The 24528-nt window shown below is 63.3% G+C and carries 29 protein-coding genes; 8 read left to right on the top strand and 21 right to left on the bottom strand.

The window, feature by feature from the left end; all coding sequences use genetic code 11:
* The first annotated feature begins 146 nt into the window (after window positions 1-146).
* Window positions 147-509, top strand: a complete 363-nt coding sequence (locus NWE53_RS29965) for a transposase (RefSeq protein WP_442864942.1) — start codon at window positions 147-149, stop codon at window positions 507-509.
* 7 nt (window positions 510-516) lie between these two features.
* On the opposite strand, the gene NWE53_RS03050 is transcribed toward NWE53_RS29965, so the two are convergent.
* Window positions 517-954: a MarR family winged helix-turn-helix transcriptional regulator gene (locus NWE53_RS03050; RefSeq protein ID WP_265052914.1), complete on the bottom strand. Its 438-nt coding sequence runs from the start codon at window positions 952-954 to the stop codon at window positions 517-519.
* A gap of 141 nt (window positions 955-1095) precedes the next feature.
* Here NWE53_RS03050 and NWE53_RS03045 point away from each other — a divergent pair, with 141 nt between their 5' ends.
* Window positions 1096-1533: a cupin domain-containing protein gene (locus NWE53_RS03045; protein WP_265052913.1), complete on the top strand. Its 438-nt coding sequence runs from the start codon at window positions 1096-1098 to the stop codon at window positions 1531-1533.
* A gap of 1427 nt (window positions 1534-2960) precedes the next feature.
* Here the strand turns inward: NWE53_RS03045 and NWE53_RS03040 are convergent.
* Window positions 2961-3182 (bottom strand): hypothetical protein, encoded by a 222-nt coding sequence (locus NWE53_RS03040; protein WP_265052912.1) that lies wholly within the window; start codon window positions 3180-3182, stop codon window positions 2961-2963.
* A gap of 238 nt (window positions 3183-3420) precedes the next feature.
* On the opposite strand from NWE53_RS03040, the gene NWE53_RS03035 reads away from it, so the two are divergent.
* On the top strand, window positions 3421-3684 hold the full coding sequence (locus tag NWE53_RS03035) for a hypothetical protein (protein WP_265052911.1): 264 nt from the start codon (window positions 3421-3423) through the stop codon (window positions 3682-3684).
* A gap of 365 nt (window positions 3685-4049) precedes the next feature.
* On the opposite strand, the gene NWE53_RS03030 is transcribed toward NWE53_RS03035, so the two are convergent.
* The 3 genes from NWE53_RS03030 to NWE53_RS03020 all read right to left on the bottom strand — a co-directional run bounded on the left by NWE53_RS03030 (window position 4050) and on the right by NWE53_RS03020 (window position 6654).
* Window positions 4050-4298 carry a hypothetical protein gene (locus NWE53_RS03030; protein WP_265052910.1) on the bottom strand — a complete coding sequence of 83 codons (249 nt, stop codon included), beginning with the start codon at window positions 4296-4298 and terminating at the stop codon, window positions 4050-4052.
* A 46-nt stretch (window positions 4299-4344) separates the two neighbouring features.
* Window positions 4345-5514 carry a mandelate racemase/muconate lactonizing enzyme family protein gene (locus tag NWE53_RS03025; RefSeq protein ID WP_265052909.1) on the bottom strand — a complete coding sequence of 390 codons (1170 nt, stop codon included), beginning with the start codon at window positions 5512-5514 and terminating at the stop codon, window positions 4345-4347.
* 171 nt (window positions 5515-5685) lie between these two features.
* Entirely contained in the window at window positions 5686-6654 is a 969-nt protein-coding gene (locus tag NWE53_RS03020) for a LysR family transcriptional regulator (RefSeq protein ID WP_265052908.1), read from the bottom strand.
* Between the two features lie 119 nt (window positions 6655-6773).
* Here NWE53_RS03020 and NWE53_RS03015 point away from each other — a divergent pair, with 119 nt between their 5' ends.
* Together NWE53_RS03015 and NWE53_RS03010 are read left to right on the top strand one after the other, a co-directional pair.
* Complete coding sequence (locus NWE53_RS03015; RefSeq protein WP_265052907.1) at window positions 6774-7472, top strand: HAD-IA family hydrolase; 699 nt, start codon at window positions 6774-6776, stop codon at window positions 7470-7472.
* A gap of 34 nt (window positions 7473-7506) precedes the next feature.
* Complete coding sequence (locus tag NWE53_RS03010) at window positions 7507-8799, top strand: NAD(P)/FAD-dependent oxidoreductase (RefSeq protein WP_265052906.1); 1293 nt, start codon at window positions 7507-7509, stop codon at window positions 8797-8799.
* Between the two features lie 20 nt (window positions 8800-8819).
* Here NWE53_RS03010 and NWE53_RS03005 read toward each other — a convergent pair whose 3' ends face one another.
* The 9 genes from NWE53_RS03005 to NWE53_RS02965 form a co-directional block, all read right to left on the bottom strand.
* Window positions 8820-10865 (bottom strand): NADH:flavin oxidoreductase, encoded by a 2046-nt coding sequence (locus NWE53_RS03005; RefSeq protein ID WP_265052905.1) that lies wholly within the window; start codon window positions 10863-10865, stop codon window positions 8820-8822.
* Between the two features lie 111 nt (window positions 10866-10976).
* Window positions 10977-11756: an amino acid ABC transporter ATP-binding protein gene (locus NWE53_RS03000; protein ID WP_320109548.1), complete on the bottom strand. Its 780-nt coding sequence runs from the start codon at window positions 11754-11756 to the stop codon at window positions 10977-10979.
* Window positions 11746-12576: an amino acid ABC transporter permease gene (locus NWE53_RS02995; protein ID WP_265052904.1), complete on the bottom strand. Its 831-nt coding sequence runs from the start codon at window positions 12574-12576 to the stop codon at window positions 11746-11748. Before NWE53_RS02995 ends, NWE53_RS03000 begins: the two co-directional genes overlap by 11 nt.
* The gene (locus NWE53_RS02990; protein ID WP_265052903.1) at window positions 12573-13319 is read right to left on the bottom strand and encodes an amino acid ABC transporter permease; all 747 of its coding nucleotides are present in this window, start codon (window positions 13317-13319) and stop codon (window positions 12573-12575) included. Before NWE53_RS02990 ends, NWE53_RS02995 begins: the two co-directional genes overlap by 4 nt.
* A gap of 149 nt (window positions 13320-13468) precedes the next feature.
* The gene (locus tag NWE53_RS02985) at window positions 13469-14332 is read right to left on the bottom strand and encodes a transporter substrate-binding domain-containing protein (RefSeq protein WP_265052902.1); all 864 of its coding nucleotides are present in this window, start codon (window positions 14330-14332) and stop codon (window positions 13469-13471) included.
* Between the two features lie 42 nt (window positions 14333-14374).
* A complete protein-coding gene (locus tag NWE53_RS02980) occupies window positions 14375-15937 on the bottom strand; it encodes an FAD-dependent oxidoreductase (protein ID WP_265052901.1) in 1563 nt (520 codons plus the stop codon).
* Between the two features lie 155 nt (window positions 15938-16092).
* Window positions 16093-16920, bottom strand: coding sequence for a pyrroline-5-carboxylate reductase family protein (locus NWE53_RS02975; RefSeq protein WP_265052900.1), 828 nt, complete (start codon window positions 16918-16920; stop codon window positions 16093-16095).
* 11 nt (window positions 16921-16931) lie between these two features.
* Window positions 16932-17834, bottom strand: coding sequence for a LysR substrate-binding domain-containing protein (locus NWE53_RS02970; protein ID WP_265052899.1), 903 nt, complete (start codon window positions 17832-17834; stop codon window positions 16932-16934).
* A gap of 582 nt (window positions 17835-18416) precedes the next feature.
* Window positions 18417-18680 carry a hypothetical protein gene (locus NWE53_RS02965; protein WP_265052898.1) on the bottom strand — a complete coding sequence of 88 codons (264 nt, stop codon included), beginning with the start codon at window positions 18678-18680 and terminating at the stop codon, window positions 18417-18419.
* 415 nt (window positions 18681-19095) lie between these two features.
* Here NWE53_RS02965 and NWE53_RS02960 point away from each other — a divergent pair, with 415 nt between their 5' ends.
* From NWE53_RS02960 to NWE53_RS02950, 3 genes are all read left to right on the top strand, one after another.
* Window positions 19096-19443: a hypothetical protein gene (locus tag NWE53_RS02960; protein WP_265052897.1), complete on the top strand. Its 348-nt coding sequence runs from the start codon at window positions 19096-19098 to the stop codon at window positions 19441-19443.
* Window positions 19436-20023: a hypothetical protein gene (locus NWE53_RS02955; protein WP_265052896.1), complete on the top strand. Its 588-nt coding sequence runs from the start codon at window positions 19436-19438 to the stop codon at window positions 20021-20023. The genes NWE53_RS02960 and NWE53_RS02955 overlap by 8 nt, the downstream gene beginning before the upstream one ends.
* A gap of 72 nt (window positions 20024-20095) precedes the next feature.
* Window positions 20096-20227 carry a hypothetical protein gene (locus NWE53_RS02950; protein ID WP_265052895.1) on the top strand — a complete coding sequence of 44 codons (132 nt, stop codon included), beginning with the start codon at window positions 20096-20098 and terminating at the stop codon, window positions 20225-20227.
* Here the strand turns inward: NWE53_RS02950 and NWE53_RS02945 are convergent.
* The 7 genes from NWE53_RS02945 to NWE53_RS02915 form a co-directional block, all read right to left on the bottom strand.
* Complete coding sequence (locus tag NWE53_RS02945; RefSeq protein WP_265052894.1) at window positions 20224-20889, bottom strand: recombinase family protein; 666 nt, start codon at window positions 20887-20889, stop codon at window positions 20224-20226. The genes NWE53_RS02950 and NWE53_RS02945 overlap by 4 nt on opposite strands.
* A gap of 318 nt (window positions 20890-21207) precedes the next feature.
* Window positions 21208-21798 (bottom strand): helix-turn-helix domain-containing protein, encoded by a 591-nt coding sequence (locus NWE53_RS02940; protein ID WP_265052893.1) that lies wholly within the window; start codon window positions 21796-21798, stop codon window positions 21208-21210.
* A 37-nt stretch (window positions 21799-21835) separates the two neighbouring features.
* Window positions 21836-22153, bottom strand: coding sequence for a helix-turn-helix domain-containing protein (locus tag NWE53_RS02935; RefSeq protein WP_265052892.1), 318 nt, complete (start codon window positions 22151-22153; stop codon window positions 21836-21838).
* A gap of 315 nt (window positions 22154-22468) precedes the next feature.
* Window positions 22469-22729 (bottom strand): hypothetical protein, encoded by a 261-nt coding sequence (locus NWE53_RS02930; RefSeq protein WP_265052891.1) that lies wholly within the window; start codon window positions 22727-22729, stop codon window positions 22469-22471.
* Window positions 22730-23083: 354 nt separating this feature from the next.
* Window positions 23084-23524 (bottom strand): helix-turn-helix domain-containing protein, encoded by a 441-nt coding sequence (locus NWE53_RS02925; protein WP_265052890.1) that lies wholly within the window; start codon window positions 23522-23524, stop codon window positions 23084-23086.
* 171 nt (window positions 23525-23695) lie between these two features.
* Window positions 23696-23887, bottom strand: coding sequence for a hypothetical protein (locus tag NWE53_RS02920; RefSeq protein WP_265051905.1), 192 nt, complete (start codon window positions 23885-23887; stop codon window positions 23696-23698).
* Window positions 23888-24208: 321 nt separating this feature from the next.
* The gene (locus NWE53_RS02915) at window positions 24209-24526 is read right to left on the bottom strand and encodes a helix-turn-helix domain-containing protein (RefSeq protein WP_265052889.1); all 318 of its coding nucleotides are present in this window, start codon (window positions 24524-24526) and stop codon (window positions 24209-24211) included.
* Between the last annotated feature and the right edge of the window lie 2 nt (window positions 24527-24528).

The raw sequence follows: 24528 nt of genomic DNA, 5'->3' as shown, positions 1-24528 counted from the left end.
AGGATTAAACTCCCGATCCGCTTCTGAAGAACACCATAGGCGGCACGGATGAAAACGAGTTTAAATATCAGGATGAATCGGAGATTTACCCCTTTGGGTGAATCGTAAGTGAAGCCAGAAACGCTTAAGCTAAAGCGTTTGTTACCATGACTCGCCGCAATCGAGCGATGTGCGCGCGCAGAGATGCCGCCGACGTGCAGGATGGTGATGGCGGCAAGCTGCCGCTCAAAGGCTCTCGCCAGCGTTACCCTTTCGTTAGCCGCCTCTTCGCTGAAGGCGGCAATGCCGGTCGCCTCGCGCAATGGACCGCCGACAAGACCCACATCACTCTGGACATCATCCGCCGCGGCGCTCACGCCAAGGACTTCGAGGTGCTGCCGCGGCGGTGGATAGTCGAGCGGACCTTCGCCTGGATCACGCTGGCCAGGATCAAGTTCTCCGACGAGGCCCTCGCGGCCGTTAGGCGCTTCTGCAAAAAGGCTGAAAACACCTTATGCGGCGTATTTTAGAGTCACGTTACTGGCGAGCCAATGGACCATCCCAGACGAGAAACAGCAGGGCCTTGAGCTCGGTGAAACGCTGGGGCCCAAGTTCGATGCTCCACTCGTGCTCGATGTCTCGCAATATATCGACCATCTTCCGAAATGCAGCGTGTCCACGTTCGGTAAAGCGGATTTCCCGCGCGTTGCCGTCGCCCGGAACATCCGACCGGATGATATAGCCGAAGCCCTCCAGGCTTCGGAGCAGTTGGTTGATGGCCTGCTTGCTCATGCCGGCTCGCTCGGCGAGCGTGGCCGGGCGAACTTGATCAGGACCGGGAAACTGCAACACCGCCATATGTGGCAAGCGCAACTCGTCAAAACCTGCGGCGTTGAGCTCCTTGATGAGACGCCGCTGGATTGCCTGGGCCGGAACGCGCAGCAAGGCGCCGATCAGCATGTCCTCGGTTCTCATCGGCAGGCTCTCTGAGATATGGCATTGACTTCCGGTAAATGAAGTTTACCACTGCAGTGGTAAACGTAGTTTACCTCAAGGGGGTTCGCAATGCCACAGCTAGCCGTAGGTCCTCGCACCAACCCGTCCGACGAAGCCATTGTGACCAAGGGGCTCGCCGTCCATTTCCTGCTGACCGGAGACAACTCGAACGGCAGCATTGCAGCGTTTGAACTTCTGGTTCCAGCGTCTCAGCGATTGCCGGCTCCCCCGCACAGCCACGACCACTATGAAGAGACAATCTATGGCATCGCGGGCGTACTGACCTGGACGGTCGACGGGAAACAAATCGATGTTGGACCGGGGCAGGCCCTGTGCATTCCGCGAGGCGCCGTTCATCGGTTTGATAACAATGGAAGCCAGGACGCGAAAGCACTTTGCGTGATTACGCCGGCTGCGATCGGTCCGGAGTATTTCCGCGAGGTCTTCGCAGTGGTCAACGCCACGCCTGGCGGTCCACCGGACCGGGCCAAGATGGTCGAAATCATGCGCCGTCACGGCCTAACGCCGGCGGCGCCCCCCGATGCAGGAGCCAGGTGAACCAGCAGGCGTTGCTCAGAGCCTTGCGATCGAAGCGATGTTAGCGCGCCAGCACTTGCATCAGGAGTTCGATCCGACGTCTTGCAACATCTAGCTGCAAGGCCGTGGGCTTGCGCTTGCTTCGAAGCGACCTGAAGGCCATTCCGAACATTCGCGGCCGCCCTAAGCTGCTCAGGCGTTGCAGAGTCCCAGTGCAAGATGGCCTCCGCCAGATCCTGTAGGGCGCGGAGGTCGTGGACCGCCTTCTCCGCTTGTTCACGCCATTCGGCGGCGCTCGGCTGGCTAGGGCTCTGTTGAACGTTCACCATGGGCGCATCATGCCGGCGGCCGAACCTGCCGACTACGTCAAAAGCTAAGGCGCTCGCGCTTCACCCCGCGACCCACACGAGATATTGAGCCGGTTTTCCCCGTTTGAAGACGGCGCGATGCATCCCTCCAAATTGGACACCGCACACCGCTATTCCTCGGGGAAAACGACGTGCGCCACGGTATGTGCTCCTTGCCCTCCTCCTGACAGATTTAAGCCAATACCGCCTAGGGCGCTCTCGATTGTAGCTTTGGGGTCACCGCACTCCATTGTGATTTCCGTTGGCGGAATGCCAAGGGCGTTCGCCTCAATCAAAAGACGCAAGGCCAACTCCTTGGAGTCCCCTGGTCCCGTTCGAACGTTTTTCGTAATCCAACTGTCCACGAAGCACCTTGCGCGTAGGGACATTCTGATGTCCTCCCGGTAATTGAAACAACATCACCCTGGATTTGCGCGCTTCTTCACCACTCCTTCCTCTCACCTGAAAGATACGTATCCGATCACGCCGAGTATCACGGCTGTGAGAGCGGCCAGTACGAACAGCGCCGGCATTTACGTCAGCGGCCTCCCGGTTTAGGTGGGCCTTTGACGTCAATCCGCGTGCCAGCGTCAGAGGCGGACGGACGCGTCAGCCAATGCAAGGCGACGAAGTATCCTCCCACTGCGGTGAAGGTGGCGATCGTCGCAAAAATTCGCATAGCTTCTCCTTTCAGGCCCCTTCTCCAGTCCACGCACCTCGGTGCGACGGCCATCAACGCAAGCGCCTCGTCTCAGTTCCTAATTAGAAGAAGTAAAAATGGCCCTGACCGACCAGCATTTTAGCTGCGGAGGGGAAGCAAAGAGGCCCGGCCCCCTTTCGGAGTGCCGGGCCTGTGACCGTCGTCGCGCGCGGGCGAACGGCCGCTTCTGAATTCCATGGTCTACCGGCCGATCGGTGCCGCCGGTACATCCGCGGCTAACTTCCCGATCGGCGGGAGAAGGGAGCCGAGTGCTGGGGGGCTGTACCGGCTCCCTTCGGTAACCATCTGGGCAGGTGGCCACCACAACCATCGCGGGTCACGTCGCGACAGTAGCACTTCCAAAACGAGGTAGCGGCAGCGGAGTTCCACCGACGCAAACCTCATACAACGAGGGAGCGTCGAAATCGCTCGATCGCCCGAAGCGTCAGATCGTCCTCATCCTCCGCAACTGCGACCAAGCTTGCCACGATGTAAGCCAGCTTCGTTCGATCTCGCTGGTCAAATGCATCGGGAGTGGTCGATCGGATCTCGGACCAGGCAGCATCAAGCGCGGCTTGCGCGCGGGCCAGGTCGACCGGGTCGCTCAACGATGAGAATGGCATGGCTCCTTCCTCCGCCCTGGATACGGGCGAGAATCTATGCATCTCGATAGCGGAGGCAATATTTTTTGACATAACAAAATCCCCGCCTGCGCACGCAAGCGGGGTAGTTCGCTCAAACCGAAAGGAAACCTTTGGCCAACCGCGACGCGAAGCCAAGGTTCCCGGCCGGAATGGAAAAGCCCGGCCGGCCGGAGCGCCGAGAGCGGGCGTCCGTAACAGACTGAACTGGGAGGCGACCATGAGCAGGACGACCGCCATCATCCTCGGCCTGACGCTCGCAGCTCTGGCGGGCGATGCAGGGGCGCAGCAGTCGCAGCAGACCTTCCGCGACAGTTCCGGGCGCGTCACAGGCCGCTCAACGACCGACAGCCAAGGCAACCAGACCTTCTACGGCCCAGATGGCAGGACGACGGGGCGCGCCTCGACCGACAGCCAGGGGACGACGACATTCCGCGATTCCAGCGGTCGCGTGACCGGAACAACGACCAGCCCGCGGCGCTGATCAGGCTCATCGGAACTGGAGCTTTATCGTTCGATAATGTGCCCAAGAGCTGACGTTGTTTGGGACAGCCAGGGGTGGACTGCGGACGTTCCTCAAGGCCCACCGAAGGGGCTGGGTCGCGCCACAAGCTGGCATTGGGAGGCTGCCGGGAAGCGGACGCTACCGGCCCTGACTTTGGAACGCATCTCGCAACACGCGATGGACGCCGCGGATTCTGCGCCCAAGGCGGTGCCTGGTGCGATCAGACGTTCGAGAATGCGGACAGCGATGATCGAGCCGATCCGTCGATCCGGGATGAGGCGGACCTGCAATCGGTTGTCTCCACCCCTCTTTGAGGTGGAGCCATCGCCGCTTCGTGTCGATTGTCAAACCAGCGCTGAAATCGACGTAAGCTTGGCTTTGATGTCGCCCAGCGAGCCCTCATACTCCCAGGTCTGCACGGTATCGTGCGGGCACTCGATGAAGATGTAATCCTCGGTGAACGACAAAATCCTGTCGATCTTAATGATCTTCTCGACAAACCCCTTCGACTCCACAGGGTCGATGATCAGTCGTCCTTCTTCATCGTAGCCGTGATAGACGGATTTCGCCTTGATCTTCAGAGCGATGAACATCGTGTTCCTGCTTTCGTCGGGGAATGGGAGCGTCTTTGGACGGCTGTCATGACAGCGCGTATTCGCCGAAGATCGAATTGTCGAGCGCGGTGCGGCGCAGCTGGACGCCGAAGCCCGCCGCGTCGCTGACGGGAATGACGCCGCCTTTCACGGAGGCCTCGATCGGGTTCTCCAGCACGTCGACATGGCCGGGGATGCGCGCCCAGTAGGGGAAATGCTCCTGGATATAGAAGTTCGGGATCGAGGCCGAGAAATGCATGCCGACAGCGGTCGAGAGTGCGCTGGCGCAGATATGAGGCTGCACCTTCATGCTGTAGGCCTCGGCCATCGCCGCGATCTTGCGCGCTTCCAGCAGCCCGCCGGTATTGCCGATGTCCGGCTGCAGGATGTCCACGGCGCGGCTCTCCAGGATGTCGCGGAAGCCGTAGCGCGAATACACCCGCTCGCCGACCGCGATACGCTGCGAGATGTTCTGCGCGATCTTGACCAGTGCGCCGACATCGCCTGGCACGGCCGGCTCCTCGACATAGGTGATGTCGAGGTCCTCGACCTCGCGGCAGAAGCGGATCGTGTCGTCGGTCGTCAGACCGGCCGAGAGGTCAAGCATGATCTCGACATCGGGTCCGACGGCGCGGCGGATCTCGCTCACCGTTCTGACGGCGCGCTTGACAACGCTGCGGTCGCTGGCGGCGCGGAAGGAGGGGTGGCGCAGCCTGCCCTCGGGCAGGATCGAGACGAAGGGGTAGAACTTCAGCGCGTCATAGCCGTCCGTGACCGCCTTCGTGGCGGCGTGCGGCAGCTGGCTGTCCTGCGTGCAGCCGAAATACCAGCCGTTGCAATAGGTCCGCAGGCTGTCATGGACGCGCCCGCCGAGCAGTTCGTAGACCGGGATGTTCAGGCTGCGCGCCTTGAGGTCGAGCATCGCCTGCTCGATGGCGCTCATCGCCGCATAGACGATCGGGCCGCCGCCCTTGGCCCAGAAGCCGTGGTCGTAGATCTCCGTCCATAAGGCCTCGATGCGGAACGGGTCGATCCCGCCCATCATGTAGCGCTCGATGATGTCCTTCAGCATCCCGGCCGAGGCGGTGCCGCCGATGCCATAAGCGATGCAGGCCTCGCCGAGGCCGACAATGCCCTCGTCGGTCGTCAGTTCGAGGATGACCGGGCGGATGCCGCCGCTTTCGATCAGATAGATGCGTGCCGACGTGATCTTCATGTCGCTGCCTTCAGATGTCCTTGCAGAGCCGCATCGCATCCAGCAGCGCGGCGTGGATGTTGTGAATAAGCGCCAAAGAGCGACCTCTCGAATTCTGCCTTCAACCCGCTAATTTTAATGGCATATTGCCTGTCATTACTGGGTCGCTGCCCATTTAGAAATACAAGTAAATCACATGGAAGTTGACCAACCGGCTAGGGTTCCGATCTCACTTGCAAGCGTCGGGTGGCGGTATCGGATCGCTGCCAGATCATCACGATACTCGGCCGACATCCACTCGCAGACGGCTGGCAGAACGTTCGAAGGCGCCCGTCGCGGCATCACGAGATCGCATTGTCGCCCGGTCGCGATGACTGTCGACTGAGCGGGAACCAGCGCGCCCGTCGCCAGCAAACTGGAAATGACATTGAACCAGCCGACCGCCAGCCCCTGCCCCATTAGCGAGGCCTGCACGACCAGCGAATAGTCGGTCAGGAGGATTTCGTTGGCGGGTTCGCCGTACTTCGAGGCAGCGAACAGATCGGCCCACTGAAACTGCGAGCCGCTGAGCGAGATCATGCGCGCAGCCGCCGGCAGGAGCGCGTCGGCCTTGGAGCGCGCCCCGTTATAGCGCTCCGCACATACCGGCAGCAGTATCTCCTGCATCAGCGGATGGACGATCGTCTCCGTGTCGCCTCCCCCGTTGAACCGCATGGCGATGTCGACCCCGTCGAGCGGACCTTCCAGTGGGCCATTGATCAGCTGGAACTCGATCTCTTGTCCGGGAAAGCGGGCCTGGAACCGCGACAGTCGCGGCATGAACCAGTGCGTGGCGAAGGCAGCCGACACGGACAGGACGATCGGGCGCTGGCGCGACCGGTGGCGATCGACAAGCTCCGCAACGGTCCGCTCGATTTCGCTAAAGCTTCTCGATACCCCGGCGAAAAGATCGCTGCCGTCCCTGGTGAGAACGACCCCGGTTGGCGTTCTGTGGAAGAGCGGCGTGCGCAGGTGCCCTTCGAGCCTGCCGATCGTCCGGCTGACGGCCGGGCTCGTGACGCCGAGTTCCCTGGCCGCCTTGGCGAAGGTCCCGCATCGGACGGCAGACTCGAACGCGACCAGGGTGTTGAGGGAAGGCAGCAGGCGCCTGATCTGCGACATTACAAAATGTAACCCCCTCGGTGATTATTTGGAGACTTGCGACGGCATCTCATCTCATGGCCTCCTGAGCACGAAGCGGACGACGACCGCACCAATCGATGATTTCAAGGGGCTCATGCATGGTGTTTGCTGACTTCAAAGTTCTGACCTTCGACATCGTCGGGACGTGCATCGACTTCGAGAAAGGTGTCCTGGATGGTTTCCGGGCAGCCGGCGGGGCAGCCGCCGCCGAGCTCACGGACGATGAGATCTTCGCGGCCTATCTCAAGTCGCGCGAGGGTTTTCCGGGTGCAGCGAGCGCCGTCATGCGCGACGTCTACCTCGGCGCCGCCAAGACGCTCGGATTGCCCGCCGACGATGCGGCGGCCGATTGTTACTTCCGCTTCTTCTTCGGCGCTCCCGCATTTCCGGACTCTGTCGACGCGCTGCGACGCCTGCGGCGCAAGTTCCGCCTGGTTGCGATGACCAACTACGATCGGGTCGCTTTCACCAACTGCGCAACCAAGCTCGGCCTGCCCTTCCATGACAGCGTCACCTCCGACGAGGCGCGCTATCCCAAGCCCGATCCGCGGTTCTTCTCCTATAATCTCGGGCGGCAATCGGCATTCGGGTACAAGCAGGACGAGATCCTGCATGTCGCACAGAGCCAGTATCATGACATCGGCGTCGCGCGGGAGCTCGGCTACAAGGTCTGCTGGATCGAGCGGCGCCAGGGGCTGAAGGGGTTCGGCGGAACGCCGGTCCCCAAGCAGGTCACCAAGCCCGATTTCCACTTCTCGTCGCTGGGCGAACTGGCGGACGCCGTGGAGCGGGAGTGAGACTATCGCTCCCGTCGAGGACCGATCATCGACCATGAACCAGCTGACGCTCCCTGAGTCGCTCTGGCGGCAGACCGCGACGCCGGCCCCGCCGCCGCGCGCGCTGTCGGGCCTGGTCATGGCCGACGTCGCCATCATCGGCGCGGGGTATACCGGTCTTTCGGCCGCCCTGCGCGCCATCGAGCTCGGCCTCAAGCCGATCGTGCTCGAGGCAAGCGAGGTCGGATACGGGGCGTCGGGGCGCAATGGCGGCGTCGTCTCGACCAAATACCGGGTCTCGCTAAGCGACATGGCCAGGAGCCATGGCGTCCAAACCGCGAAGCGCATGAACCAGCTCGGCCATGACGCGATGGACCGGGTCGGGCGCTATGTGCAGGAGCACGGCATCGCTGCCGGCCTGGCCGAGACCGGCAATCTGCGCTGCGCCCACAATGCCCATGTGCTGGCCGCCCTCGCGACCGAGGTCGAGACGGTCCGGACGACCTTTGGCGACACCAGCCTCCGCATGCTCGATGCGCACGAAACGGCGGCGGAAACGGGTTCGGACGGCTTCGTGGGCGGCGTTCTCAACAGCCACGCCGGCGTCATCCACCCGCTGGACTATGCCCGCGGCCTGGCGCAGGCCGTCCGCAAGGGCGGTGGCGAGATCTTCGAGAATACGCTGGTGAAAGGCACCCTCACCGACCCTGCCGGCATCGAAGTCACGGCCGCGCAGGGCTCGGTTCGGGCTGAACGCCTCGTCATCTCGACGAATGGATATTCCGATCTCTCGGGCGCCACCGCCGGGGTTCGGCAGACGGTCATCCCCTTTCGCAGCGCAATGGTGGCGACCGAGCCGCTTCCTGCGGCGACCTTTGCCACACTGATCCCCAACAGCCGCAGCTACAGCGAGACCCGGCGCATGATGCGGTGGTTCCGCCGTATCGACGACCGCCTCCTGTTCGGTGGCCGCGGCGCATTCGGCAAAGCCGACTCCGCCCCGGCCTTTACCGCGCTCGAGAGGGCCATGAAGGCGATCTTCCCGCAGATCGCCTCGGTCGCAGTGACCCATCGCTGGTCCGGCCTCGTGGCCATGACGATGGACAGCCTGCCGCAGATCGGACTGGCCAACGCCAGGACTGCCTTCTCGCTGGGTTACAACGGCACCGGCATCGCGATGGCGAGCCTGCTCGGCCGGCACGCGGTCGATCTGGTGATGGGCGAGACCGTCGACCTCGCCTTGATGCGTCGCGCGCAGCCGAAGTCCATCCCGTTCTACTTCCTGCGGGAGCCGGCCGTGCGGACGGTTGCTGGCTGGTACCAGTTCCTCGACCGGATCGGCCGCTGATCGCCGGGCACAGCCGCACGTCATAGCGCGCTGCAGATCCGGAGCGCATCGAGCATCGCCGAATGGATATTGCGGCTTGCCACCGCATCTCCGATCCTGTGCAACTCGAAGCCTGCCGCCGACGCCTGCGGCTGCGGGCCGGCGGCTACCATGGCCTCGAGATCGGTGACGCCGGCGTTGCTGGCACGTCCACGCAACGCGTCGAAGACCTCGGCCATTGGTATGCTGCCCTGCTCCACCACGACATGATCGACGGACTGCGTCATGATCTCGTGCGAGATATCGTTGGCGAGCGTCGCCAGCAGCCGGTTGTCACGACGCTCGACCGACAGCAGACGCGTCTCCGAAACCGGATGGATGGCGTGCTTGAGGAACAGCTTCTTCCAGCGCGCCCGCTCGGCGTAAGTCAGTTCCTCGGCAAGGACGGCGTCGATGGAAATGTATGAGACCCTCGCGCCCATCTCCACCGCGCGTTCTGCCGCGAGGGGACCAGGATGCCGCCCGGTGCCGTCGAAGATCAGCACGTCGCCCGAAAGCGCCGCCTGCCCCGTCAGCACATCCCAGGTGTTGGTGCATAGCTCGGCCCCCGCGCCGATATCGACGAGCGGCAGGCCGCCCGTCGCCATAATGACGACGTCGGGCTCCAGCGCGGTGATGTCGGCTTCGTCCATGTAGGCATTGGCATGGAGGCTGGCCCCCAGACGCTCCAGCTCGGCCACACGCCACTCAACGATGCCCTTGAGGTCACGCCGCCACGAACCCGTGGCACCGATCAGGATCTGTCCGCCGAATGCCGCCGCGGCCTCGTAAAGCGAGACCTGGTGCCCGCGCTCCGCGCTGACCCTGGCCGCCTCCAGCCCGGCCGGGCCGCCGCCGATAACCACCACCTTGCGGGGCCGGCCGTCGGTCTTCGGGATACGGTGCTTCAGGGTCAGTTCGCGACCTGTGACCGGGTTGTGCAGGCAGGATGGCCGGTGCTGCGACTGGCAATGCGTCGCCCCGACGCAGGGCCTGATCTCGTCCTCGCGCCCGCTTGCCATCTTCACGACGATGTCGGGGTCGGCGATCTGGGCGCGGGTCATCCCAGCCATATCGACCTTGCCCTCGCGCACCGCGTAGCGCGCGGACGCAAGATCAGCGATGCGCGCGGCGTGGAAGACCGGAAGCCCGACCTCGTGCCGGAACACGCCCACCGGCTCGACCCAGGGCGACAGCGGCGTGCCCATCCCGGGCATGTTGTATTCGGCGAGCGCGGGCACGTTTTCCATCGAGCCATAGATCGCGTTGAAGAAATCGACCGCGCCCGCCTCCTTTAGGATCAGGGCGATGCGGATGCCCTCATCGAGACGCAGCGCGCTGTAGGGCCCCTCGTCGATGGTGAAGCGCATGCCGAGCAAGAAGGTGTCGCCGACGGCCTTGCGGATCGCCTCATGGACCATGATCGCGAAGCGGCAGCGGTTCTCCAGCGAGCCGCCGAACCGGTCGGTACGCCTGTTGGTGTCGCTGGACAGGAATTGGCCGATCAGATGCCCGCCGGCCATCGTCTCGATGCCGTCGAGCCCCCCTTCCTTGCAGCGCAGAGCGGCGCGCGCAAAGGCCTTCACGACGCGATCGATATCGTGCTCGTCCATCTCCTTGGGGATGGCGCGATGAGCCGTCTCACGGACCGGTGAGGGACCGATGGTCGGGAGCCTGTCCCCGCCATAGGGGTCGCCGCGGCGGCCCAGATGAGAAATCTGGCACATGAGGGCCGCCCCTTGCGCGTGGATCCTCGCGCTGAAGCGCTGCAGATACGGGATGATCGCATCCGTCCCGACATTGAGCTGACGGAAGATATTGGGGGAATCGATGTCGACATTGGACGAGCCGCCGAACATCGTCAGTCCGAGGCCGCCCCTGGCCTTGGCCTCGTGATAGCTCTGATAGGCATCGTCGGGCATGCCGTTCTGCTCCAGCCCGCAGGCATGGCTGGTGCTCATGATCCTGTTGCGGATCGTCAGATGCTTGATGGTCAGCGGCTGCAGCAGCGGATCCTTTGCGACGATCGCGGGGTTGGGCGTGTACATGGTGGCCTCCTGAATTCCGGGCGAGGACCATCGTTCGCACGAACGGCTCGGTTCGTGCGGCGCTGGCCGTTGCTGATCGAAGTCCCGTGCCGCGAGGCACGGATGGCGTTGCTAGAGGACCTGGCTGAGAAACTGCCTTGTCCGCGGATCCGTGGCGTTCGTGAAGAATTCGGCTGGCGGCCCGTGCTCGACGATGACGCCCTTGTCGGTGAAGTAAATCTGGTCGGCCACCTCGCGCGCGAACCCCATTTCATGCGTGACGAGGATGCAGGTCATCCCGTCGGCGGCCAGTTCCTTGATCGTCGCGAGGACCTCCTTGACCGTCTCGGGATCGAGCGCCGCAGTGACCTCGTCGAAAAGCATCACGCCCGGACGCATCGCGAGGCTGCGGGCGATCGCCACACGCTGCTGCTGTCCGCCCGACAACTGGCCGGGATAGGCATCCTCCTTGCCTGTCAGACGAACCTTCGCGATCAGTGCGCGCGCGCGCTGTTCGACCTCTGCCTTCGGCTCGCGCAACACCTTGAGCGGCGCCATCATGACGTTCTCGAGCGCCGTCTTGTGCGGAAACAGATTGTATTGCTGGAAGACGATGCCGACGTTCCTGCGCAAGGCGAGCTTGTCCAGCTTGGGATCGTTGACCTCCTGGCCCGCGACTCTGATCGAGCCGCGCTGGATCGGGCTCAGCCCATTGATGCAGCGGATCAGCGTCGATTTGCCCGAGCCGGACGGCCCGATGATGCAGACGACCTCGCCCTTGCGGACGTCGAAACTGATGCCCCTGATGACCTCCAGCGCGCCGAACGCCTTATGGACGTCCCGCAGGGACACGATCGGCTCACCCGGCGGCGAGGCCACGGCTGCGGGGGCAGAGCTGTTCTCAGAGGGCATATTTACGCTCCAGCCTTCGTGTCCAAAGCGCCATCGGGTAGATGTAGGCGAAGAAGAGGCACAGCAGGAAAAGGTAGAAGGGGAAGAGGAGGTCTGGCCGCGCGCCCGCGGCTTCCATGCCGGCCTGTGCGTTCGATACCGCCTCGTGAATGCTGAAGATCGAGGCCATCGGCGTCGACAGCGTCAGCAGCGCATACCAGTTCATCCAGGGCGGGATCGCACGCCGCACGCATTGCGGAAGAATGATCCAGCGCAGCGTCTGCGACCGCGTGAAGCCCAGCCCTTCCGACGATTCCCACTGCCCCGTCGGGATCGAGTACACGGCGCCGCGCACGATCTCGCTGATATTGCCCATCACCGGCAGGGCGAAGGCGACGGTCGCCTTGCCCCAGTCGGGCAATGGAATCCTGAAGCCGCCCGGCAAGCGAAGTTCCGCCGGCAGCATGAACATGATGGCGAACAGGATGACGAGCCAGGGCGAATTCCGCAGTAGATGGGTGACGAAGCGCGACGGCACCCGCACAGGCCAGAGCAGGCTGATCTGCATGAGCCCGAGCGCGACGCCGGTGACCGTCGCCAGCCCCATCGCAAGGAAGCTCATCAGCAGGTTCAGCGCGAAGCCCTTCAGGATAAACGGCAACCAGATGATGAGCGTCTCCAGAGCCGAAGCGCGGCCCGGCACCGGCGACTGCGCCAGCGCAGAGGCCAGCGACACCAGGAACGCTGCGACCAGGCAAAGACCGTAGCGCCAAGTGACATGAGAGAGCGGGCGCCAGGGCGAAAAGCGCTCCTTGTCGAGAACGAATGCGCGCGCCGTCACTGGCCGTACCCCGGCAGGACGAGTTTGCGCTCGATGGAATGCAGCGCGCTGGCGAGAAACGTCACGACGGCGATGTAGAACAGGAAGAGCAGAAGCATCATTTCCGGGACATTGACGTTGTCCGACCACACCTGGTTCAGAACATAGGTCATTTCGGGAACCGCAATCACGTAGGCGAGCGATGTCGTCTTCGCCAGACTGACGAGGTTGTTTGTCAGGGCCGGCAGGCTGATCCGGAAGGCCAGCGGCAAGGTGATGTAGAGATAGGTTTGCCAGCGCGAGAAGCAGAGGCTTTCAGCCGCCTCAAGCGTCGATTCCGGCACCGCTTCGAGGCCCGACCGGAAGATTTCAACGTTGAATGCTCCTCCGAAGATACCCAGTGCGATTACGGCCCATCCGAAGGAGGAGATCAGAGGCTGCGAATAACCGCCCATGTCGACGCTCGGCATCATGGTGCCCAAGCCGAAGAAGAAGAACAGCAACTGGATCATAGGCGGCGTGTTGCGGAAGGCCTGAATATAGGCATCCATCACAGCCCTTACGGCTATGCTCCGTGCATTCTGAGCCCAGGCGCCAAGAACTCCGATGAGCAGCGAGAGCAACAACGCCCACACGATCAGTTGGAGCGAATTGCTGGCACCGTTCAGGAACCGATCGAATTCATATCGATCGTAGAAGACGTTGAAGTTCAGTCCCGTCGTCTCGTACAGGCGCCTGAAGTATAGCCCAATAATTTCAAGCATACCTGTCCATCGATCACAGAGATCACAAAGCGGCTCGGACCGGGGAACCACCGGGATCGCCGCGCATCCGTTCCGGATGAGCATCGATCCCCATGGCGCTTGCCGTCAGCCTAGGCCTGAAAGCGTTGTCCGCTCTCAGGATCTGCGCGTCAGTTCTTCGGCGTCAGGTAGGAGGTGTCCCAATGCAGCTTCTTGTGCTGCTCGGAGAACCAGGCGTCGGCCTTCACATTCCACTTCTTGGCGAGTTCGAGGAGCTTGCCCTCGGCCTGCCAGCGATAAGCCATTCCGGCCATGAAGGCGCCCCAGCCCTTGTTCAGCTCCTCGAGCGGCACGGCAGCCCCCCAGGGATTGCTGAAGAGGGTCTGGACCGGCATCTCGTAGTCCTGCCACTCGGGCGTCTCGAGATCGGCCATGATGCTGACGTCGTCGTACAGCCAGGCGACGCACTTGCCGGTACGCAGCGCTTCCTTGCCCTCGGTATTCCCTGCGAAGGCCGTGAGTTTCGCCTTCAGCTCGGTTTCGGCCATCTTGTTGTAGGCGTTGCCCTGCTTGCCGCAGACAGGCTTGTTCGCGATATCCTTCCAGTCCTTGATCACACCCTTCTTGGCGAGCAGCGTCGGGCCCGAGGTCCAGTAGGACGGCTCGATGATGCCGATAATCTTGCGGCGCTCGGCCGTGTCGTACATACCGCCGATGATCAGGTCGATCTTGCCCTGCTGCAGCACCTGCATCCGGTTGGCCGAGGTGATGACGACGGTCTCGAACTTCACGCCCAGCGCTTCGGCGACGGACTTCCCGAGATCGACCTCGATGCCTTGGAGCGTTCCGTCCGGGGCCGGAAAGGACCAGGGCTTGAAAGCGCCCTGCACCCCCACGCGAAGCGTTCCGCGGTCGATAATTTCCTTGAGACGACCATCGGCGGCCTGCACCTGGGCCGAGGCGAGCAGTCCGGCGCAGCCTGCGAACGCCCCGGCGAGAGCGCAGCGGAACCAGGATTTATGCGAAAACGACATGTTATTCCCCTTTTTTGTGGACGATTGATCGGCAGATACGCGTCAGGCAGCCTCCCCTTTTGGAAAGACCTGTTGCTGGAATGCGAGAAACGCCTCGACCTGCTCGTTGACCTTCGCAGGGCTCCATTCGAGCAGATCGGCAACGCTATGTGCCGCGTGCTCGGCAGCATTGCGGTCAAGATGCCGCCCCCAGGCGACGCCGACGCGGGTGTAGAGGATGCCGCGCAGATCGCGCGCGTGTTCCTCTCGAACGGCGATCCGATAGGCCTCTCGGGCGTTAAGCGGATCCGGGGCCCCGAGCGCGGTGCCCCACTCCGTCGCCACGGGTTCGCCCGAAGGCGGAAACATCCGGGCGACGGCGTCGCGCAACTCCCTGCCGGCGCTCATATGGCTCTGGACCGGCCCCGCCGTCATGGCGAGCACACCGGGCATGCCTCTCGCCGAGAGGTCGTGGATCTCTCGCGTTCGCCGCCCCATCGGTTGGGCGGGATCGAAGGTCAGGGGGCGCACCCCGGCCCAGGTGAATTCCACATGTCGACGCTGCAACGACAGCCCCGGAAGCAGGTGATTGGCTTCACCCAAGAGGAAATCGACATCCTCGCCCGTCGTTCTCGCCTCGTCGGCGTCGGCGTCGTAGGCCGTCTCGGTGGGGCCGAAATAGAACCAGTCGTCCTGGAGCGGCAGACAGTAGAATGGCATGCCGCCGCGGTGCAGGGTCGCGACACCATAACCCCGATATCGTTCGGGCAGGCGCACCACGATGTGGGAGCCTTTGGTGCCTCGCACGAGCGGCTGGCTGGGGCTGCGCCCCGGCGGCACGATCTCGTCGACCCAGGTCCCGGCGAGGTTCAGCACGACCCCGGCGCGAACCGTCTCGACATCTCCCGAGCCGTCGGCGAGATCGACGAGCCAGTTGCCGTCGGAGGTCCGTTCGCGCAGTGAGGCTCTCGTGAACAGACGCAGTTGCGCGCCGGCGCGCTCCGCGTCGACGGCGTTGTCGACGCAGATGCGATCCGGCCAATCGATCATATATTCGCGGTAGGTTGCGACCGATTTCAACCGGGTCCGGTCGCGAAGATCGGCAGCGAACGGAATCTCGCGATCGCGATGGCTGCGGACCCGGCGATAGTCGAGCGGCGGCCCCGACGGGGCCAGGCGTTTCAGCAGGGCAAAGCCGATGTCGAGATGCCAGCCGCGAATGTCGTCGCCCTGAAAAAGCGGAAAGCACATGGTGAAGGGCTTGCAGCGCGCGGGCCGCAGCCGGACCAGTTCCGCCCTGGATTCCATCGCCGCCCTGGCCATCCTGACGGCGCCCAGAAGGCGCGCCGGCGAGCGGGCGAAGGTTCTGACCGGATGGTGCGTTTCGAAATAGCGCAGGCCGCAATGCAGGATGCGCGAGGACCGGCTCGACGCGCCGTTGCCCAGATCGGATTTCTCGGCGAGCAACACGCGATAGCCCGTCGCGGCAAGCTCCAGCGCAGTGCTGGTCCCGTTGATGCCGCCGCCGATCACGACGACGTCGAACGCTTCGTGTTGAGCTTGCCTTGACGTCATGCCAGTGGCGTCTTCGCCCTTTTGAGGAACTGCGCGGAAGTAGATCGTCAAAGTCGAAATGTTCAAAATCGAATAATTAGCGATCGTTATGCCAATTTTGCATATAGGCTCTCAGGCAGCTGCCGAACGCCGCAGTTTGATCCGCGGCAACCTCTCAGCCGTTTGTAGCGACCCGATCACGGCCGGCGGCCATGTTATAAGCGGGCTTAGTGTCCATGCTTGCCCGCAGCCGCCGCCTGAAGTCGGGCCTGCTTCTGGATGCTCGTTGCAACCATGGCGTGGCAGACGTCGTCGATTGCGGCACGCAGAGGCGCCAGCATCGCCTCGGTCACGCCACCGGGTGTGGCGATCGACCCGATGATCTCCTCGAAACCGCGCCCCGAACGATGCAATTCACCGACGGCGATCAGCGTCTCGGCCATCATCGTCTCGAGCGAGGCGCGATCGAGCCCCGGCGCATGCTCCGCATTGGCTGAAACGAATGCATTTGCGATCTCCGCGAATGCCGCGATAGCCGATCCTGCAACATTCGATGCGATGCGGATGTGCTCCTCGGCGACGATAACGGGAAAGCTGAACCGCTCGAACCAGTCCACGACCAGCCGCATCTCGGCAGCGCCCGCCCGCGGGCCGGTCACCACCGGGACCGCGCCCCGACCGACGCTTTGCGCGATGGTCGGCACGGCCTTGATCACGGGGTTCATCGTCCAGCGACCGATATCCGCCAGCGAGACGGCATTGGTCACGCTGAGAACGATCGTCTCCGCCGCAAGGTGCGGTGACAAGGTCGCCAGAACGGCTTCGTAGGCATCTGGAGACACGGCGAGCACAGCGACATCGCAGCGCGAGGCGAATGCGAGGCTGCCTGCGGCAAGGCGAGGATGGGCTGCCAGGAGCGCGTTCTGCGCCTCCGGGCTGCGCCCCATGACAGCGGTCTCGTAGTCCGGCCAGGCCCTGACGAACGCCGGCGACATGGCCTGCGCCAGACGGCCGGTTCCAACAACCAGAATGCGTTTCGTTGCGTCGTCCCTCACAGCGAGGCCTCCTATCGCGGCAATCGGTCCATGAGCTTGTCACGCTCGGACGCCATCAGGTCGATCAGCGCATCGACAGCGCGGTTCGCCGGGCGCGAATCCGGCCGCAGCAGGGCGACGTTGAAGGGGATCGTCGGCGTGAACGGAATGAGCCTCACCCCATCATCCTGTTCGGCAACGGCGGTGTAGGGGTCGATCAGCCCGACACCGACGCCGCCCCTGACCATCTCTAAAGCCGTCGCGGACACGTTCGTCTCATAGGCGGCGTCGTACCTGACCCCGCAGGAGCGGAAGGCCTGTTCGAGAAGCTGGCCGGCGGAGGTGATGGACGACCAGGCAATGAACGGGATGCCGACCAGATCGGTCGGCCCGATGGAGCTTCGCCCGGCCAGCGGGTGGTCGGCCGGCACAACCGCAATATAGGGCGTGTTGCCGAAGGTCTCGACGCGGAAGCCGGACCTGCGAAATGGCGGCTCGGCAAGTCCGACGTCGATCTGCTGCGACGCGGCCCATTCCTCGACCTTCAGCGAGAGCGTGACGTTCACCCGGATCTTCGTCTGCGGCCAGTCTTCTCGAAACCGGCCCAGAAGCCGCGGGACGAAGCCGAGCGCCAGAGCCGGCATGATCGCCGTATCGATCCGCCGACCCTCCCCCTCCGCGACGCGCGCAGCGAAGCTCTTCAGGGAATCGAGAGATATGTAGGCACGTTCGATCTCGTCGAGCAGGAGATGCGCGACGGATGTCGGCGTGACCAGTCCTTTGCGGCGCTCGAACAGCGTGATGCCGAGTTCGGCCTCCAGCTTGTCGAGAAGGCGGCTGACCGCGGGCTGGCTGCGGCCCAGGAGTTCGGCTGCGGCACTGACTGTTCCGGTCAGCATCACAGCGCGGAAAGCGGAGAAGTACAGAAGGTTCATGCGGCAGCGCCCGATGACGGCTCGGTCCGATCATCATTTGCACACCCCGCAAAGTACAATCCACGGAAGCGCGGCGTCGATCTGCTGGAAATTGGCAAACCAGTCAGCACCCTGGCACGTTCCGAGAGAACGCCGGCCTCTCGCCGCACGACATCGGTGGCGCGCCAGCTTGGCGACAGCACCGTCACCTCGAAGCCCGAACTGTCGACCCTGCGAAATACAAACTCCTCCAAAGAACTAGCCCGAAAAGAAGCTGTACGTTCGTTACTCCGCTGCGGGACTGACTCCCTTAACCTGCTGCGCCTTTGCTGGCTCCTTGATACGTCCCCCTCGCCATTCGAATTTGCGTTCGACATGCGACGCGCCCTCTGTCAGGAGCTCGAAATCGCTGCGATGAGTCCCGCATCACCGTGGAAGATCTCTCTTGCGTCGAGGTATGCTGATTCGAAATAGGGACAAAGCTGGGTGGGATCGATCGGCGCTTGCTGCTCTAGAAGCAAATGGCCGTAGTTGCCGTTGCTCTTGTTGGTTTCTTTGAGCCAATGGCGGAGACCGGAGGCGGGCAAGTGTGCATGGATCGCTCTAGGCCAAGGCGAGGTACAACCGCCAGACTGACGGCGGTGATGGCGGCAACTGTGCTTTTTTCAGTTTCGCCTGGAACAACCTCAGGCGTTGATTAGCAGGATCGCCGTCGTCAAGCGCGAAGTCTACCAAAATCATCATGATCATGGCAGTGACGTGAGTGACCTCGTTCGGATCGATTTCGACGCTGTTCAATTCCGCGTTTCGGCGCGGCCAAGCAACGTCGTCTGATGCAGGCGCGCCGTGTCGCAGCTCCATCAGCAACCTTGATCGCCCACAATCGGACACTCGCAACGTCCGGAATGGGCCAACTTTCGCCAGCACCCGGCACACAATCGAATGTCTTACCTGGGTCGATTTTGCCCCTTCGATCTCGGTCCGGAAGCTGACGTTGTGAGCGTCACGAGCCATCAACGCGCGCGCAGCAGTAGGCCGAGCTGGCGCTCAGCTGGCGTAAGTCCGCGGGCGTTTGCTTCGCGGCTGGTCGTTCAAGATGCGGCCCACATTGGTTCGATCGCCCAGCCAGCTGGCCTAACCCAGGCCTCTGGGCATTCTTCCCTAATCCGGCAGCGCCCATTCTCGGGTGTTATTTCCAATGGCGATATTGCATAATCTGGCGAGCCAAATGATCTGATTGATTGCAGATTTGCCAATTGATTTCGGAAATTCGGAGGCTCGGATGCGACCTGATGTAGTGGCAGCCAGGGCGGCAGGCGCCGGCAAATGTGCGAAGGTTGCCCGCGGCAGGACCAAGGCAAAGACGGCGAGGTCCGAGCAGGAGGGCCTCCTCTGCGGCCTCTTCGTCGATCTCCTGATGGATCGCTCGCAGGACGGTCTCCTGTCGTTCTGCGCCCATGCCGGCATCACCCTGCCGAAGGATGGCAATGCCTGGTTGCCGGCCTTCTTGGCTCACTACCAGCGGGGCAAGGACGTCGAATTCGGCCATGCGCTGAATGATTTCACGACCTGGGCGCCCATCGCCGGACGCGTCCGCGAGCTTCAGGCTGAGCAGCGGCGCCATGGGTAGGCCGTGGGGAGGCGGGAAGCCGACGCCCGCCAGTTTCTTCGAACTCGATATCAGGTGGCTGAAGCGGCACGACATGCTGCGGCCCGGCAAGCTGTCCTGGGTGCGGGAAATCGTCAACGGCAGCCGGCGTGGCCTCCTGTCCTTCCTCGCCGGAGAGGGGGAAGGCGTCATCAATATCGCGGGCCATCGGCAGTGGATTGTGATCGAGGAAACGCCCGTTCACCTCGGCGGCGCTCGCCCATGGTTCCGCTGTCCTCGATGCAGCCGGCTCGCGGCGAAGATCTACGGCTCGTCCCATGCCGGCGGCCCGGCTTTCACCTGTCGGTCCTGCAAGCGCATCGCCTATCCATCGCAGAACGAGGACAAGCGCTATCTATCGGTGCGGCGAGCGCAGCGCATACGGGAGCGCCTGGGAGGTTCGCCCAACCTCACGCTGTCATTCCCGCCCAAGCCGAAGGGAATGCACTGGACGACCTATGACCGCGCCCATGCGACAGCAATGGCGCTCGAGCAGCGCAGCTTGGCCAGCATGGCAGCGACAGTGGAGAAGATACGGCGTCGATGCGCGGCACGGGGCTAATTTCAGACCGCGAGGCGCCGCGTTCTGGCACTACGCCCCCGCACTTCCGCTACTTCCCCCCTGCTCGATGTGATGAAGATTGACTCGAAAACCGAGCAGGTGCTGGCTGAGAGCCTGCAGGACGACCTCTATGACCTGTGTTTCGAGCAGATGTGGGCGCTCGATCCCACGAAGGTCGGCCTGGCGGACAACCACGGCCACTAGGCGCGGAGAAGGATATCCCGCACCTGTGTCGCGGCCCATTTGCCCTTGCGGGACGTCTGGACGCCCCTGGCGTTGAGCATGTCCGCGATGGCCCGGAGCGAAGCGCCCGAGGAGCGGGCATCGCGGATCATAGGCAGGAGCGCCGCGGCAAAGCGATCGGCATTGGCCCGGCCAGTGGCCGCGCCCTTGGCCTGTGCCTCGGCCAGATTCGTCCGGTTGCCGAGCTTCGCGCCCTTGGCCTTGGCAGCGGCCAGCGCAGCCTTCGTGCGCGCCGCGATCAGCGCCCGCTCCTTCTCGGCCAGCGCGGCGTAGATGTGCAACATGAACGGATCGGCGTCCGCGCCGAGCTCCGTGACGATGAACGGGATTCGCTGCGCCATGAGACCGGCGACGAAGGCCACGTCACGGGACAGGCGATCGAGCTTGGCGACGACGACCGCGCATTTGTGTCGGCGAGCCTCAGCCAACGCGGCGGCGAGCTGCGGGCGACGATCGAGAGCGTCGGAGCCCTTGCCTGTCTCGACCTCGACGTGCTCGCCGACAATCTCGAAGCCTTCGGCCTCGGCAAAGCGGGCAATGGCAGCGCGCTGCGCTTCGATGCCCAGGCCGGAGCGTCCCTGCTGTGCGGTGCTGACCCGGATGTACCCAACCGCCCGCTTCATGTCCTGTCCCTTACCGGCATGTAAGTACACTATACGAGCATTTAGATTTCTTACAAGGCAAGGCAGGTGCACTGTGCTGGGCGTCTCGCCGGGCACGGTCTAACGGGGCCGCCGCGCGTGGGCTGTCGCGCAAGGATTTCCAGTCCTCTCGCGCATCGCTCCGCACTCCCGGAAGAGCACGGCACAGGCCCTTGGGTGAGCAGGCTCTCGCTGGAGATCGGCGACCCGCTTCCTGATGTCATCATTCGTCATCAACGACGGGCAACCAAAGGCGAGCGTTACACCGCTGTGAGTGGTTCGTAAGGGCCTGCCGCCTGATCAGCCCGTCTTTCGTGGGAAGGCAACCTCGAGCGTCTGTTTGATGCGCTCGATCTCGTCCGCACTCCTGCCGCGCAGGAACCTGGCGACCCACTCCTCCTCCGGATCGCGGAACAGGGCCTCGGGCTCGACGCCGAACAGCGCGCCCAGCTTCGACAGGCTCTCCTCGGATGGCGTGGTTCCCTGGAACCAGCGCGTCACCATGCTCTTGTCGATGTCCAACTCGCGCGCCAGGTCGGTCGGGCGCGCGAGGCCACGCTTCTGCGCCCATGCTTTCAGATGATGGGGTCGGCGCGGCTGCCTGGGGATGTCGTCGCTCACGACACTCGTGCCCGGCCCTTCGTCGATGGCGGGCGGCGGCCCGCTGAGAAGGTCGCTCGGCTTGCAGCCGAACACATCGGCAATCGCCTCGAGAATGCCCTGGCTATAGGGCTGCTTGCGCGCCTCGATCCGGCTGAGACTGGCATGCGTCATGCCGATCTCGGCGCCGAGCGCCTCTAGCGTCATTCCTGCGGCGCGGCGCCACTCCTTGATGTAAGTCGCTCCAAGATTTCGATCACCCTTCGTCATGATGACGGCTTCCCCATTCATGTCCCGAACTCCGAGTAGATGGTGGGAATGTCGTCGCTCACGACACTCGTGCGCGGCCCCTCGGCTGGGTGACAGCGAGCCGGGCCTCGGCGTCGGCAATAGCCTGGCGCTGGGCCGCATTCAGAAACCTCGTCTCGCCAAATAGCAGCCAATCGCGCTCGATCGGGTAGTTTTCGTGGATTTTCCACGCAATCTCGATCGTCAGCCGGGTGTGGCCAATCTCCCAGCGGCTCCACGTCTGTAGCGGCTCCCCGAACAGCTCGGCCATGTCCGCGAGCGTGCCCGCCGCCTTGATGATCTCACGCGCTATGCGCAGGCGGGCACCGATTGCGCCGGGACTGTAGGGGGTGGTCATCGGGGCTCCGTTCGCGTTGATAGACGTGCCGGTGATCTGCTCCAGCAGATCGACGGTCCCGGTGGTGACAACCAGAGCAAAAGTGGGGGCGAACCCACTTTTACTCTGACCCAGCGCCAAGCCGCCCCTGATGCCGGTAGACGCTCGCACCGACCAACTTGGGGCTCCGTTGTGTCCGCTGCTTGTTATTTCAAGCCAAAGAGCTTGGTGCACTGTGCTGGGCGTCCCTGCACTGTGCTGGGCGTCCCAGGACGGGGGGTGCTGCGCCTGGCTGGCCGTGACCAAACCCACCGCTGCGACCGCAGCGGCGCTGGATCATTGTTGAGACACGCTTAGAGTTCGCGGGCAGACATCGGCGTTCTTGAACCTCCTGAAGAACACCGAGAATGGGGTGAAATACTCGCAATGAATGCCGGTCGAGCGGAACTGTTCAGGGAGCCCAACCCTTTCACCGTAATCCCAAGCCCAGGTCTGGCGGTAGAGGATGGCGGTGTTCGTGGAAAACAGCACCGCCCCGGCAACGAGAGCGCCGACCAGCGCCGCCTGCGGGATATACCAGAGAAGCAGGTTTTTCATGATGCAACGACCATTGTGGAATAGCCCGGGACGCTGGAACGCCCGGATCAGACCTGCTGAAAATACGCTACCGCTGCGTCAGCCGCTTGTTGCTTCCCGCCAAAGCGTTGCTCGTTCCGGCCTCGGGGTGGCGTTTCTTGGGGATGATCATGAGGCTCGATCCATCACTGATGCAGTACCGCAAGCCGGGGAAGGCGCTCCTCCCTGGAACTCGCGATGATGATGGATCGATGCTGCATCGGTGATGGATTTACGCCCCTGCCCTGAGATCGAGCCGGGGCAGGGCATCAGCATGGTGTGGGTCCCCTACTAGCGCGTGGGGGGGCGCTGAGACGATGAACGATGCCGACGAGACTATTCGCTTGTTTTTCTGGCTCCCGCGCGAGGCGCAGGAGCGGGTTCTTCAAGCCCTTCTAGACGAGCGGCGTCCTGAAGGTCTGCCAAGAAGCGCTGACGGCGGGCTTCTGGCAGATGCGGCAAAAGTCGCGAGAATGCTTCAACAATCGGGTCGGGCTCCTCTGCCGGGGCGGCGGCAGTTCGCATCCGAGCCCCCGCGGACAGACGCGCGGGGGACCTCGGCGGCCCGGACAAGATGTCGGCGGGCGCGCAGCCCAGCGCTTCCGCCAGGCTTTCGATGCGGTCATGCGTCAGCCCGGTTATGCCTCGCTCGATCTGCGAGATCAGTCCGTGCGTCACGCCGAGGCGATCAGCGAGCGCCTCCTGCGAGAGCTTCCGGTAAACGCGCCACGCGCGCACGAACTGGCGCGGTGCTCCTTTCACTGTGTCTTTGCTCATGTCCGCATCCGAGCCCGCGCCGTTCGCCGCGCCGGGGAACTGCTCCACCAACTTGACGGTCGCGGTGGAGACAGGAGCAAAACCGCCGCCGACGACGGTTCTACTTCGACGCAAAGGCAAGCGGCAAGCGACGCCGGCATGTCCGAGAGGCAAAGAGGCTTGGCGATGGGCTTAAGATAGCCGCTTGGCGATCATGCTCTGGACGATAGCTGTCCCGAAGAAGGGAAGGACGATGACGAGCACCACCCAGGCCGCCGATAAGCCAGCCGCTGACAGGAGCTTCGCAGTCGACACCAAGAACCAGATTGTGCAGCCAATCATGGTCAGTGTGACCAGCCACTGCCAAATCGTTACGTCGCCCATCTCGCTACTCCCCTTTTCGCCGGCGCGCCAAACGCCGCCTCGCGGACTAGTATGCGCTACAATGCGCTAATTCCGCTCTAGACAGACCGCCTCGCTTGACGCTGCTCCATGAGCCGCCACAGGCGGGAGTTGAGCCTCGCCTCAACCCTGTCGATCCGATCGACCTTCCGGTCGAAGGTGCGGCGGCGCATCCACTTAGGCTTCCAGATCAGGCTATCGATCGGCCCGTGATCGCCGAGCTGTCGCCGGAGGTTGAAGGCCTCGCTGATGGCCTGGTCGTAGGGCGATCGGGGCGAAGAGACAGAAATAGGATTCTGGTCCTTATTTCGCTCGCTTCGGCATGTGCCGCATCAGGGCCAGGACATCCGCCTGGGCTTCCGGCGTCAGCTCAAGAAACTGCGCCAGAGCCTGCTCCCGCGCCAGATCGGAAGGCGAAAGGCTAGCGCCGTCGTCCTCTAAAATAGCGGCTTCCGGCACGTCATAAGCCGCCGCAATCTTTGCAAGCCACCGTGAGCTGACCGGCCTCATGCCCCTCTCCATGTCGGAGAGGTGGCCCTTCGAGGTTCCGATTTTTTCGGCAACCTGCTCCAGTGTCAGGCCCGCGCCTTTGCGCCACCGCTTCAAACGACTGCCCAGCATTG

Source organism: Bosea sp. NBC_00550 (genome assembly GCF_026020075.1).
GTDB lineage: Bacteria > Pseudomonadota > Alphaproteobacteria > Rhizobiales > Beijerinckiaceae > Allobosea.
This window is presented reverse-complemented; position numbering and strand designations above follow the sequence as displayed.

Bases quoted from the DNA above. Each gene is read 5' to 3' on its own strand.
- NWE53_RS02950 (WP_265052895.1), top strand. From the start codon at position 20,096: ATGAAGATTGACTCGAAAACCGAGCAGGTGCTGGCTGAGAGCCTGCAG.
- NWE53_RS03025 (WP_265052909.1), bottom strand. From the start codon at position 5,514: ATGAAGATCACGTCGGCACGCATCTATCTGATCGAAAGCGGCGGCATC.
- NWE53_RS03035 (WP_265052911.1), top strand. From the start codon at position 3,421: ATGAGCAGGACGACCGCCATCATCCTCGGCCTGACGCTCGCAGCTCTG.
- NWE53_RS03050 (WP_265052914.1), bottom strand. From the start codon at position 954: ATGAGAACCGAGGACATGCTGATCGGCGCCTTGCTGCGCGTTCCGGCC.
- NWE53_RS03040 (WP_265052912.1), bottom strand. From the start codon at position 3,182: ATGCCATTCTCATCGTTGAGCGACCCGGTCGACCTGGCCCGCGCGCAA.
- NWE53_RS03020 (WP_265052908.1), bottom strand. From the start codon at position 6,654: ATGTCGCAGATCAGGCGCCTGCTGCCTTCCCTCAACACCCTGGTCGCG.
- NWE53_RS02940 (WP_265052893.1), bottom strand. From the start codon at position 21,798: ATGAATGGGGAAGCCGTCATCATGACGAAGGGTGATCGAAATCTTGGA.
- NWE53_RS02985 (WP_265052902.1), bottom strand. From the start codon at position 14,332: ATGTCGTTTTCGCATAAATCCTGGTTCCGCTGCGCTCTCGCCGGGGCG.
- NWE53_RS02955 (WP_265052896.1), top strand. From the start codon at position 19,436: ATGGGTAGGCCGTGGGGAGGCGGGAAGCCGACGCCCGCCAGTTTCTTC.
- NWE53_RS02930 (WP_265052891.1), bottom strand. From the start codon at position 22,729: ATGAAAAACCTGCTTCTCTGGTATATCCCGCAGGCGGCGCTGGTCGGC.
- NWE53_RS02990 (WP_265052903.1), bottom strand. From the start codon at position 13,319: ATGCTTGAAATTATTGGGCTATACTTCAGGCGCCTGTACGAGACGACG.
- NWE53_RS29965 (WP_442864942.1), top strand. From the start codon at position 147: ATGACTCGCCGCAATCGAGCGATGTGCGCGCGCAGAGATGCCGCCGAC.
- NWE53_RS02960 (WP_265052897.1), top strand. From the start codon at position 19,096: ATGCGACCTGATGTAGTGGCAGCCAGGGCGGCAGGCGCCGGCAAATGT.
- NWE53_RS02970 (WP_265052899.1), bottom strand. From the start codon at position 17,834: ATGAACCTTCTGTACTTCTCCGCTTTCCGCGCTGTGATGCTGACCGGA.
- NWE53_RS03015 (WP_265052907.1), top strand. From the start codon at position 6,774: ATGGTGTTTGCTGACTTCAAAGTTCTGACCTTCGACATCGTCGGGACG.
- NWE53_RS02925 (WP_265052890.1), bottom strand. From the start codon at position 23,524: ATGAGCAAAGACACAGTGAAAGGAGCACCGCGCCAGTTCGTGCGCGCG.
- NWE53_RS02915 (WP_265052889.1), bottom strand. From the start codon at position 24,526: ATGCTGGGCAGTCGTTTGAAGCGGTGGCGCAAAGGCGCGGGCCTGACA.
- NWE53_RS02920 (WP_265051905.1), bottom strand. From the start codon at position 23,887: ATGGGCGACGTAACGATTTGGCAGTGGCTGGTCACACTGACCATGATT.
- NWE53_RS03000 (WP_320109548.1), bottom strand. From the start codon at position 11,756: ATGCCCTCTGAGAACAGCTCTGCCCCCGCAGCCGTGGCCTCGCCGCCG.
- NWE53_RS03030 (WP_265052910.1), bottom strand. From the start codon at position 4,298: ATGTTCATCGCTCTGAAGATCAAGGCGAAATCCGTCTATCACGGCTAC.
- NWE53_RS02945 (WP_265052894.1), bottom strand. From the start codon at position 20,889: ATGAAGCGGGCGGTTGGGTACATCCGGGTCAGCACCGCACAGCAGGGA.
- NWE53_RS02935 (WP_265052892.1), bottom strand. From the start codon at position 22,153: ATGACCACCCCCTACAGTCCCGGCGCAATCGGTGCCCGCCTGCGCATA.
- NWE53_RS03005 (WP_265052905.1), bottom strand. From the start codon at position 10,865: ATGTACACGCCCAACCCCGCGATCGTCGCAAAGGATCCGCTGCTGCAG.
- NWE53_RS03010 (WP_265052906.1), top strand. From the start codon at position 7,507: ATGAACCAGCTGACGCTCCCTGAGTCGCTCTGGCGGCAGACCGCGACG.